At 61.4% G+C, this 10413-nt stretch carries 10 protein-coding genes and 1 tRNA gene; 5 read left to right on the top strand and 6 right to left on the bottom strand.

Annotated features, from left to right (window positions below; all coding sequences use genetic code 11):
* Positions 1-239 precede the first annotated feature (239 nt).
* Both radC and map read right to left on the bottom strand, forming a co-directional pair.
* Positions 240-1067 (bottom strand): RadC family protein, encoded by an 828-nt coding sequence (gene radC / locus CHU95_RS07945; RefSeq protein WP_094455457.1) that lies wholly within the window; start codon positions 1065-1067, stop codon positions 240-242.
* 97 nt (positions 1068-1164) lie between these two features.
* A complete protein-coding gene (gene map, locus CHU95_RS07940) occupies positions 1165-1983 on the bottom strand; it encodes a type I methionyl aminopeptidase (RefSeq protein ID WP_094455455.1) in 819 nt (272 codons plus the stop codon).
* Between the two features lie 203 nt (positions 1984-2186).
* Here map and CHU95_RS07935 point away from each other — a divergent pair, with 203 nt between their 5' ends.
* The gene (locus CHU95_RS07935) at positions 2187-2882 is read left to right on the top strand and encodes a tRNA-uridine aminocarboxypropyltransferase (protein ID WP_094455453.1); all 696 of its coding nucleotides are present in this window, start codon (positions 2187-2189) and stop codon (positions 2880-2882) included.
* Positions 2883-2895: 13 nt separating this feature from the next.
* Here the strand turns inward: CHU95_RS07935 and CHU95_RS22395 are convergent, their stop codons facing one another.
* Both CHU95_RS22395 and CHU95_RS07930 read right to left on the bottom strand, forming a co-directional pair.
* Positions 2896-3060 (bottom strand): hypothetical protein, encoded by a 165-nt coding sequence (locus CHU95_RS22395; protein ID WP_165772084.1) that lies wholly within the window; start codon positions 3058-3060, stop codon positions 2896-2898.
* Positions 3061-3135: 75 nt separating this feature from the next.
* Entirely contained in the window at positions 3136-3654 is a 519-nt protein-coding gene (locus CHU95_RS07930; RefSeq protein ID WP_094455451.1) for a GNAT family N-acetyltransferase, read from the bottom strand.
* A 132-nt stretch (positions 3655-3786) separates the two neighbouring features.
* Between CHU95_RS07930 and CHU95_RS07925 the strand changes: the two genes are divergently transcribed.
* Both CHU95_RS07925 and aptA read left to right on the top strand, forming a co-directional pair.
* Positions 3787-3872 (top strand) — tRNA-Leu (locus CHU95_RS07925).
* 113 nt (positions 3873-3985) lie between these two features.
* Positions 3986-5314 (top strand): omega-aminotransferase AptA, encoded by a 1329-nt coding sequence (gene aptA / locus CHU95_RS07920; protein WP_483869925.1) that lies wholly within the window; start codon positions 3986-3988, stop codon positions 5312-5314.
* A 31-nt stretch (positions 5315-5345) separates the two neighbouring features.
* Here aptA and CHU95_RS07915 read toward each other — a convergent pair whose 3' ends face one another.
* Positions 5346-6512, bottom strand: coding sequence for a diguanylate cyclase (locus CHU95_RS07915; RefSeq protein WP_133065475.1), 1167 nt, complete (start codon positions 6510-6512; stop codon positions 5346-5348).
* Positions 6513-6717: 205 nt separating this feature from the next.
* Here CHU95_RS07915 and CHU95_RS07910 point away from each other — a divergent pair, with 205 nt between their 5' ends.
* A complete protein-coding gene (locus CHU95_RS07910; RefSeq protein WP_094455447.1) occupies positions 6718-8655 on the top strand; it encodes a TonB-dependent receptor domain-containing protein in 1938 nt (645 codons plus the stop codon).
* 91 nt (positions 8656-8746) lie between these two features.
* Here CHU95_RS07910 and CHU95_RS07905 read toward each other — a convergent pair whose 3' ends face one another.
* Positions 8747-9640 (bottom strand): alpha/beta hydrolase, encoded by an 894-nt coding sequence (locus CHU95_RS07905; RefSeq protein ID WP_165772083.1) that lies wholly within the window; start codon positions 9638-9640, stop codon positions 8747-8749.
* A 315-nt stretch (positions 9641-9955) separates the two neighbouring features.
* Here CHU95_RS07905 and CHU95_RS07900 point away from each other — a divergent pair, with 315 nt between their 5' ends.
* Positions 9956-10384 (top strand): NUDIX hydrolase, encoded by a 429-nt coding sequence (locus tag CHU95_RS07900; protein ID WP_094455443.1) that lies wholly within the window; start codon positions 9956-9958, stop codon positions 10382-10384.
* Positions 10385-10413 lie beyond the last annotated feature (29 nt).

The raw sequence follows: 10413 nt of genomic DNA, 5'->3' as shown, positions 1-10413 counted from the left end.
CGTGCCAAGTGATGGCGAAGCGTGGAAGTTGAGGGTTTCTGGGCCTATCAGGTAGGATTACCCACACGCCGACATGTTGCATAATGCAAATTGGAAAAATGCATGTTGCATAATTCAACAATCATTGCTTTGTGCAAGGATCCCGCTGCTGCGCTACAACCTAATATTTTGCTGCGGCGGGGAAGTCAGCTTCAGGTCAGCGGTTCCGGCGTTCTCCGCCCTCCTCTGGCGGCCCGCCCTTACATTAGGCCGGCGCTCTTGAAGCTGACATAATTGCCACCTTTGCCGATGATGACATGGTCATGAATGACCACGCCCAGGGCCGTGGCGGCGGATACGATCTGTTTGGTCATCTCGACATCAGCGCGACTGGGGGTGGGGTCGCCGCTTGGATGGTTATGCACCAGGATCACGGCGCTGGCCCCCAACTCCAGCGCGCGCCGAACCACTTCGCGTGGGTAGACCGGCGTGTGGTCCACGGTGCCGCGCTGCTGTACCTCGTCGGCGATCAGAGTGTTCTTGCGGTCCAGGAACAGCAGCCTGAACTGTTCCACCGGTTCATGCGCCATGGCCCCGGCGCAGTAATCCAAAAGTCTCTGCCAGGAGGACAGGATCGGCTGGCCCATCACCTGCTGCCGCGCCATGCGCAGACTGATGGCCCCGACGACACGGATATGGGCAATGGTTGCATCGGAAAAGTTGAAACGGTTGCGCAGGCTGTCTGCCGGCGCTTGCGTCACTGCCCACAGTGATCCGAAGACGGCCATCAGTTCCTTGGCCAGCGGCTTGATATCCTTGCGGGGGATAGCCTGAAACAGCAGCAGTTCCAGTAATTCATAATCCGCCAGGGCATCGGGACCGGCGGTCAAAAAGCGTTGGCGCAGCCGGTCGCGATGGCCATGAAAGTGCGGCTTTTCTGTTTCTTCCGGCGCGGCCTCGGCGGCTGATTGCAGGCGGGTCGGGGGAGGTTTGCCGGCCAGCAGGGCGCCCAACAGATCATCATCGGGCACCAGTGCCCGTCCGCCTGTGTCGTCCAGTCGGGCCTTGCCTGCGCGTTTCACTGCCATCCCGCCACACTCATGATGTGTATGACCATCGCACCCCACCAGCCTACAAGTGTAGCAGTGGGTTGCGATGGATGCCAGACGGGAAGCGGAACGGGATTTACGCGTAAGGCGGCTTGGTGTGCCCGGCGGGGGAGAGGGTGAAAATCTCAAACCCATCCTTGGTGACGCCGATTGAATGTTCAAACTGTGCCGACAGGCTTTTGTCCCGCGTTACCGCAGTCCAGCCATCGGACAGGACCTTCACCGCATAGCCGCCGGCATTGATCATCGGTTCGATGGTGAAGAACATGCCTTCTTCCAGAACGGCCCCCCGGCCCTTCTGACCATAATGCAGCACCGAGGGTGCATCATGGAAGACGCGGCCAAGACCATGGCCACAGAAATCACGCACCACAGAATAGCGGAAACTCTCGGCATAGGATTGGATGGCATGGCCGATATCGCCCAGCGTTGCGCCCGGCTTCACCACTGAAATACCGCGCATCATCGCTTCATAGGTTACGTCGACCAACCGGCGGGCCTTCAGTGGCACATCGCCTACCATATACATGCGGCTGGTATCACCGAACCAGCCATCCACGATCACCGTCACGTCAATATTGGCGATATCGCCGTTCACCAGTCGTTTTGGTCCTGGAATGCCGTGGCAGACCACATGATTAATGGAGATGCAGGAGGCTTTGGTGTAGCCCTTGTAACCCACGGTTGCTGATTTACCGCCATTGGCCTCCACAAAGGCCAGGATCTTGTCGTCCAGTTCTTCTGTCACTGCGCCAGGAACCACGAAAGGTGCGATGTAATCCAGCGTGGCGGCAGCCAGACGGCCCGCCCGGCGCATGCCGTCAAAATCGTCGGGCTTGTGCAGCTTGATCGAGCGCGTGTCTTCGTATTCGTCGGCGGTTTCGGCCTGGGTCATCGTGAACGGTACTTTCGAGAACGGGAACCACTATCAGGCCGCCACCTTACACGATGCCCGGCCTGCGCGGCAAATCCGCCATCCCAATGTCTGGGGCCTGTGGCAAGCATGGATGGGGTCCGCGGTCGTACGCCTTGCCATGGCCGCATTGCGTGCCCACCCCCTGCCATGCGGGCGCGTGATGCGCTATGGTCCCTCTCACCATGCATGAAGACGATCTGATCCTTCCGCCGCCGCCCGCCCCGCCGCCGCCCTGCACCCGCTGTGGCAAGCCCCAGGAACTGTGCCTGTGCGCCGATCTGGTACCCGAACGCACGCGCCTGCAATTGCTGATCCTGATGCACCCGCAGGAACAGGATGTGGAACTGGGCACCGCCCGGCTGCTGGCTGGCCAGATTGAAAACAGTGTTGTGAAGATCGGCCTGTCCTGGCCATCCTTGTCAAAGGCGCTGGGTCGGCAGGTAGAGGCCAAGCGCTGGGGCGTACTGTTCATGGGCGCCAAAGAAGAAGTGGCCAAGGTGCCGCGCGGCGGCATCGCCGTGTTTGGGCGCAAGGATGTGGCCCCCGATAGCGATCTGATTCTGTCCGATCTGGAAGGCATTGTCCTGATCGACGGGACCTGGGCCCAAGCCAAGACCCTGTGGTGGCGCAATGCCTGGATGCTGAAGTTGCGCCGGATCGTCATTCATCCCGACTTCCGCTCCGCTTATGGCAATGTCCGCAAGGAACCGCGCAAGGAAAGCGTATCAACGCTGGAGGCGGGGGCCTTTGTCTTTGGCAAGCTGGAAGGCGATCCGGGGTTGCAGGATCGCCTGCTGAAGCCGTTCGACGAATTGCTGTCGCGGTGGCGCAAATATCGCCGCCGCCCGGCCAAGACGGGTGTTCCACCAGCCGTGTGAGGCTGGCGGGCCATCAGGTTGGCTGAAACACCTTATAGCTGAGGCCCAGCAACGCGAAGATCGCCAACCAGATGGCGATCTGTGGCAGCACCCCCCTGTTTGGCAGCCGCGACCCGCGTAACAGCAGGATCAGCACCAAGACGGAGGAAATGAGGGCCAGGATCTGGTTTTCTGTCATCTTCCGCATGTGGGGTGGGAGGGACAGGCCTGCAAGGCCCCCCCCCGTGCCCGTTCTGTGGCTTGCCATCTGCGTTCACGCCCCCGGAGTGGGGCGGTCGTCCAGGATCAGTTGCAGAAAGGCCAGATCCAACCAGCGCCCGAACTTCATGCCGACCTGCGGCATCAGGCCTGTGCGCTGGAAGCCCAACTTTTCATGCAAAGCAATGGAGCTCCTGTTCCCCGCTTCGATTGCAGCGACCATCACATGTTTGCCGATCCCACGTGCCCTGTCGACCAGGGCCAGCAGCAATGCCCGGCCGATGCCGCCACCGCGCCGGTCATGCCGGACATAGACGGAATGTTCAACCGTCTGGCGATAGCCATCAAAGGCGCGCCAGTCACCAAATGAGGCGTAACCGATCACGCTCTGCTCCCTGTCGTCGACGGCCACCAGCACTGGATACCCCATCCGCCGCCGATCCGCCATCCAGGCGGCACGGTTGTCCGCCGTCACCGTCACCTCATTCCAGATGGCAGTTGTGTTGACCACGGCGTCATTATAGATGGCGGCGATGGCGGCAGCGTCGCTGTCGACCGCGTCGCGGATCAGCATGGTGTATCACCTCTTGTTGCCCTAGCCTCCTGGCTGGGCCTTTCTGAACGGCATGTGATGGCAATGTGGCGGACAACCTCGGGCCTTGCAATCCTGGGCTGCCTTCGGCTAGCTTCCGGTTCATTGTCGCGGGCTCGCTTGGCGGAATGGTAGACGCCACAGACTTAAAATCTGTTGTCCTTCGGGGCGTACCGGTTCGAGTCCGGTAGCGAGCACCATTTCCTAGCGGTTCATTTCTTGTGACAGCCGCCACCCGCGAACTTCCTGCACACCGCCCAACAGTTCTATGTCATCCTTGCGCCCATCGTGAACAAGATGGAGCCCGTGTGTCGTGACCGGATCAGCGCACCCGTCCACCAACAATCTCGACGCTTTCTGGATGCCCTTCACCGCGAACAGGCAGTTCAAGCAGGCGCCGCGTATGCTGGTCTCTGCCAGCGGCATGTATTACCGCACCGATGATGGGCGCCGCGTGCTCGATGGCACGGCAGGCCTGTGGTGCGTGAATGCTGGCCATTGCCGGCCGGAGATTGTGAAAGCGATCCAGGCGCAGGCGGCGGAGATGGACTATGCCCCGGCTTTTCAGATGGGCCATCCAGGCGCGTTCGACTTTGCCTCGCAACTGACGGCGTTGCTGCCCGCTGGTCTGGACCATGTATTCTTCACCAATTCCGGGTCGGAATCGGTGGATACGGCCCTGAAGGTGGCGCTGGCCTATCACCGCGCGCGCGGTGAAGGACAACGCACCCGTTTTATCGGGCGCGAAAGGGGATATCATGGTGTCGGGTTCGGCGGCATTTCCGTTGGCGGTATCGTCACCAACCGCAAGGCGTTCGGCGCCATGTTGCCTGGCGTTGACCATCTGCCGCATACGCATGACCGGTCACGGCAGGCCTTTTCCATAGGCCAGCCGGAATGGGGCGCGCATCTGGCGGATGAGTTGGAGCGCATTGTGGCGCTGCATGATGCCAGCACCATCGCCGCCGTCATCGTGGAACCGGTGGCCTGTTCAACCGGTGTGCTGGTTCCGCCCAAAGGATATTTGGAACGTCTGCGCGCCATCTGTGACAAGCACGGGCTGCTGCTGATTTTTGATGAGGTGATCACGGGGTTCGGCCGCTTGGGCACGCCCTTTGCCACCGATTATTTCGGTGTCGTCCCTGATATCATCACGGCGGCCAAGGGCCTGACCAATGCCACGGTTCCCATGGGGGCGGTGTTTTTCCAAAAGAAGATCTATGACGCCTTCATGACCGGGGCGGAGCATATGATCGAGCTGTTTCACGGCTACACTTATTCCGGCCACCCGCTGGCAGCGGCGGCCGGTCTTGCCACCTTGAAACTCTATAAGGATGAAGGGCTGCTGACGCGGGCAGCCGATCTGAATGCCTATTGGGCGGCAGCGGTGCATTCACTGAAGGATGCGCGGCATGTGGTCGATATCCGCAATCTGGGCCTGATCGGCGCCATTGAACTGGACCCCCTGCCTGGGCAGCCAACAAAGCGTGCCTTCAGTACCTTCCTGAAATGTTTCGAAAAGGGTGTACTGATCCGCACCACGGGCGACATTATTGCCCTGTCACCGCCGCTGATCGTGGAAACGGCACAGATCGATCAGATCGTGGAAACAATCCGGGAGGCGCTGACCGGACTGGATTGAAGCCCATGGTGCGGGGGACCAAAGGCGTCGTTCACGCCATGTGGACGGCGCCATACAGGCTGGACGGGCGCGCGGCTTCAAAACGCACGCGGTTTCGGCCCAGCCCCTTGGCAACATAAAGGGCAGCATCGGCCCGCGACAGCAGGTCGGTCAGGCCCCGGTCGTCGCCCGACAGGCTGCTGACACCGATGCTGGTGGTAAAGGCCGGAAGCCCGTCGCTGCGGTCGGACTCCAGCAGGCTGCGCAGCTTCTCAGCGACCAGCAAAGCCCCGGCCTCTCCCGCGCCCGGCAGCAGGATGGTGAATTCTTCACCCCCCGTGCGACCGATCAGATCGCCCTGGCGCAGCGTTGTCTGTACGATGTCGGCGAAACGGATCAGGATGGCATCGCCGGTGGCACGCCCGTACCGGTCATTGATTGCCGTGAAATGGTCCAGATCCACCATCAGGCAGGACAGATCGGCGCCGTCGCGCCGGGCCTGGATGATCGCGGCCTCTCCGGCATCCACCAGGAAACGGCGATTGGGCAGACCGGTCAGGCTGTCGCTGCGGGCCAGATCGAACAAGCGCCCGACATAACGCCGCAACCGGGTCACCAGGGGGCGGAAAATCAATACCATCGTCGCCAGAACTGTGGTCAGCAGAATGGCCATCACCACCTGCTGTGCTTGTTGCAGCCAGTGCGTGCGGCCATTGGCCTTGGCTTCAAAAATACCGACCGCATGATCGAGGGTGGGCAGAAGGGTGCTGCGCGCCGCGCTGTGGACGCGCTGATAGGCCAGTTCATCGCGGTTGATGGCAAAGCGTTCCGCCTCACCCAGAAAGGTACGGACCGCAAGGTCCAGGCCGGTACGACCATCGAAATAATGTGATCGCGCCTCTGGCGGTAACGGGTTGGTGATGCCCAGACCCTTACCATGCACCAGCGCGTCTTGTGATTGGCGCATCAGGCCGATGGCATCCAGCAAGGGTTGGCGAGCGCTCTCATCGCCTTGGCGCAGATCAGTGCTCAGCAGCGCAATACGCTGCGACAACATGCGTTGACGACCCGCGACATTGATGATGGTGGCAGCGTCGTGCTGTTCGGCAATGACATGATCCAGCAGCAGGTGGGCCCCGCCAGATAGGAACGCGATCAGCGTCAAGGCAATTACATAACCGGCCGTCAGCCGACTTACCACAGGGCGGTCCGCGGTCACTTCGCCTTCTCCTGTCGCGCGCGCACTTTCCACAGCTAACCCAAGGATGCGGTTTTGCGAAACTGTTCAATCGCATAGGGTGATTGAAAAAGGTCCCCGCTTGAACAGCGCGCCGGCTAAATATATCCGATGACGGATGTATTGGGCCTGTGCTATATGCACCTCGCTTAAAAAAAAGGGTTAACCAAAAATAGGCAGTGATCCCATGGTTGGTGTGACGTTTTCCGCCCGGTCGCTGGCAATCTCGGCAGCGGCCCTGCTGATAGGGGCAGCAACGGCCTGGGCGCAGGATGGCAGCGATGACAATGTCGTCCGCAACGCGACCGATGCGTTCGGCTTGCGGGTGGGGACGGAGTCCATCGGCCTGTATGATGCCGGCAATGTGCGTGGGTTCAGCCCCGACAGTGCCGGTAATGTCCGTGTGGAAGGGCTGTACATTTCGCAACAGGGAATGTTGTCAGACCGGGTGGTGGAGGCAACGAGCATTCGTGTCGGCCTGAACACGGTCGGCCTGCTGTTTCCCGCACCATCGGGTATTGCCGACCTGTCCTTACGTCGCCCGAGTGAAACGGGAGCGGAACTGGTGCTGGGCATCGACCCGCACCTTTCGCCCTATCTGCACCTGGACACCGGTTATGTCAGCGCCGACGGCCGCTTCAGTCTGGCCGCTGGGCTGGCGGCCTATCCTGACCAGAATGGTGATTTTGGTGGGGATCAGCGGGCATGGTCGGCGGGTTTTGTACCGCGCTGGCAGATCAGCGACGATGTGAGCCTGACGGCCTTTGCCGATTGGGACCAGATGCGCGACAGCGAAGTTGTGCCCAGCTACCTTCCAGAAGGCCCCTACCTGCCACCGCGGATCGACCGCAACGTGGACCATAGCCTGGCCTGGGGTGACTGGGCCTATGCGGTTGAAAATCAGGGGGTCATTCTGGATGCCGGTCTGGCCGACGGTCTGGTGGCACGCGCCGGCTTGTTCCGGTCGGTGCAGCGCCTGCCTTATGACGCTTTTGCCTTGTTGTCGGTAAACCAGACGCGGGAGGGCGAAATGCTGCATGTCCTGTTGCCCGCAACCCGCTACGCTGCCCTGTCGGGCGAGGCATCGGTCGCCTATCAATGGCTGTCGGGGCAGGCGGGTCATACTCTAAGCCTCGCCGGGCGTGGCCTCACCAAAAAAAGCCGCAAGGGCGGTGATGTGGACATCGCCTATGGCCGCTGGCCGCTTGACCAGCCGCCCGTTGTCCGACGGCCTGCTGTTGCCTTTGACCGGCCGCAGGATCGTGACCGGGTCCAGCAATATACACTGGGGTTGGCCTATAACTTGTCCTGGGACGGGCGGTTGGATATTGGTGCCGGTGTGCAGAAGGCCGACTATACCAAAACCACGCGGCCGGGTGCCGGGGGACGTGCGCGGGGCACCTCGGCGCCATGGCTTTATAATGCGGTGGTGGCCTGGCGGTTCGATCAGGGGATTGTCACCTATGCCAGCTACTCACGCGGGCTGGAAGAAAGCGGATCTGCTCCGATCACCGCGATCAATCGGAACAGCGTATTGCCCGCCGTGCAGACGACACAACGCGAATTGGGGCTGCGCCTGAGGCTGGGGCCCTTGACCTTAACCAGTTCCGCCTTTGATGTGCGCCGTCCCTATGATGGGGTGGACGCGGACGGCCTTTATGGTTTCCTGGGCCAGGTCCGGCATCGCGGCGTGGAGGCCTCTCTGTCCGGGGAACCGGTGCCGGGCCTGTCGGTCGTGCTGGGCGCGGTGCTACTGGATCCGGTCGTGTCGGGGCCGGAGGTGCGCACTGGGCTGATTGGGCGGCGGCCCGTGGGGCAGACCGCGCTGCAATGGCAAGGCAGTGTCGATTACGCCCCCGACTTCCTGAACGGGCTGTCGGTCGACATGACAGTTGACCATCGGGCGCGGACAACGGCGCGCGGGGACAATCTGGCCGATGCCCCCGCCTTTACCCTGGTCGATCTGGGTGTACGGCGGGAGATCATGCTGGGGGAGCAGGCCATGGCCCTGCGCGCCCAGGTGCAGAACCTGTTCAACGCCGATGGGTGGGATGTCGAAGGGGATGGTGAGTATGAACCCCTGAGCGGCCGGACATGGCGGGTGGCAGCAACGCTGAGATTCTGACCCCTATACCCGGCCGCAAGGATCGGGACCGTTCCCTGGGCCTCCATCGCCAGCACCGCCACCCCGCGGTTCATTATCCCGTGATTGGGTATCATCGTCGCAGTCGGTCGCGGATCTCGGCCTGGATCACCGGCCAGGCCGCTGATTGCGGGTCGATCAGCTCAAAATGTCCGGCGTCATCAATCTCCAGCTCCCGCAGATCGGGGCCACCAGCCTTTGCTGCATAATGCTGCGCGAAGGTGGGGGGGACGATGATGTCGCGTGTGCCGGAAATAAGGGTCAGGGCCAAGTCGGTAACCGGGGCTTCGCCCGGTGAGGTATCGGCGTAGGCAGCATCCCCGCGACGGGCGGCGTCGATCAGCCGGTCCACCGTAGCGGGCCCGCCGCAGGCGGAAGGGCCCCGTTCCCGATAATCCCGCAGATCAACAATGCCGGCCAGGGAGACAACACCGCGCAGGGGCAGCGGGTTGGGCGTTTTCAACGGGCTGTCCGCCGGCAGCCGTGCGCGTCCTGCGGCCCAGACAGCCAGATGACCACCGGCGGAATGGCCGGCGACGGCCACCCGCGACAAATCCAGTCGATGCTGTCCTGCTAGTCTGCGTAGATGGTCGATGGCTGCGGCTGTATCCTGGAAGGTGCCGGGATAACCCCCGCCGTCTTGACCCAAGCGGCGATATTCGATGTTCCAGACGGCCACCCCTGCGGTGCTGAGTGCCTTGGCCATAGGGTTCATCAGATCGAAGGCGGGCACATCCCCAAGCCAGCAACCGCCATGGATCAGGATCAGGACCGGGTGCGGGCCGGGGCTGGACGGCAGCCAGAGATCGCCGAACTGTTGCGCATCGCTGCCATAGGTCAGTCGAAGTCCACCTGTCACTGCCGGCCTGGCCAACATGTCCTTGTACGTCAAGACGGGCGGTGGATCGGCGGCCCGTGTGGGAACCGACAGCAGCAGACAGGCGAGAAGATAAACAAATCGCAGCATGACCAGTTCCTGTTTGCAGAACAGGGCCATGGTGACCGGGTCAGAACAGGGACGTCAACCCGTCGAAGACGATCTCCAGGGCGACCAGGACCAGACGCCGCAGTTCCACGCCCATCGTGATAGTCTTTATCATATCCTATCGGATGTCGGCGGCACGTAGCGTCTGCCTGACCAACTGTGTAACATTGAACAGCATGGCGTTGTAATGTAATTGTCACAAAAAAATCATGTTAGGCCAGGATACTGGGTGATTATCCGTCGCAACCAAGAACGGATAGCTATTCAGGCGGTTCGTTCGGGGTGTAGAATTAGTCAATGGGTGATCGAAAACATACTGTCCAGCATGCGGCCCTGCCGTTCCGCATGACCGAAACCGGCCCGCAGATCCTCTTGGTCACATCACGCGAGACGCGGCGGTGGATCATCCCTAAAGGCTGGGCCAAAAAAAATATTGAGCCGCAGGACATGGCCGCCATTGAGGCGTTCGAGGAAGCGGGCGTGCGCGGCAAGATCAAGAAAAGGCCTGTCGGCGAATATACGTATGAAAAGCGCATGGATGATGGGTCGACCGTCACCTGCGACGTAACAGTCCATGCACTTGAGGTGATGACAGAGTTTACCGACTGGCCGGAACAGGGACAGCGGGAACGGCGATGGTTCACCCCTGATGAGGCCGTGGCGCTGGTCAGTGAACCCGGTTTGGTGGATATTTTCCAGAAGCTGGCGGTGAAGTGGGTGGATTGACGGTAGCCTGTTCCGCCGCGCATCCCATT

It is taken from the genome of Niveispirillum lacus (genome assembly GCF_002251795.1).
GTDB classification, from domain to species: Bacteria; Pseudomonadota; Alphaproteobacteria; order Azospirillales; family Azospirillaceae; genus Niveispirillum; species Niveispirillum lacus.
This window is presented reverse-complemented; position numbering and strand designations above follow the sequence as displayed.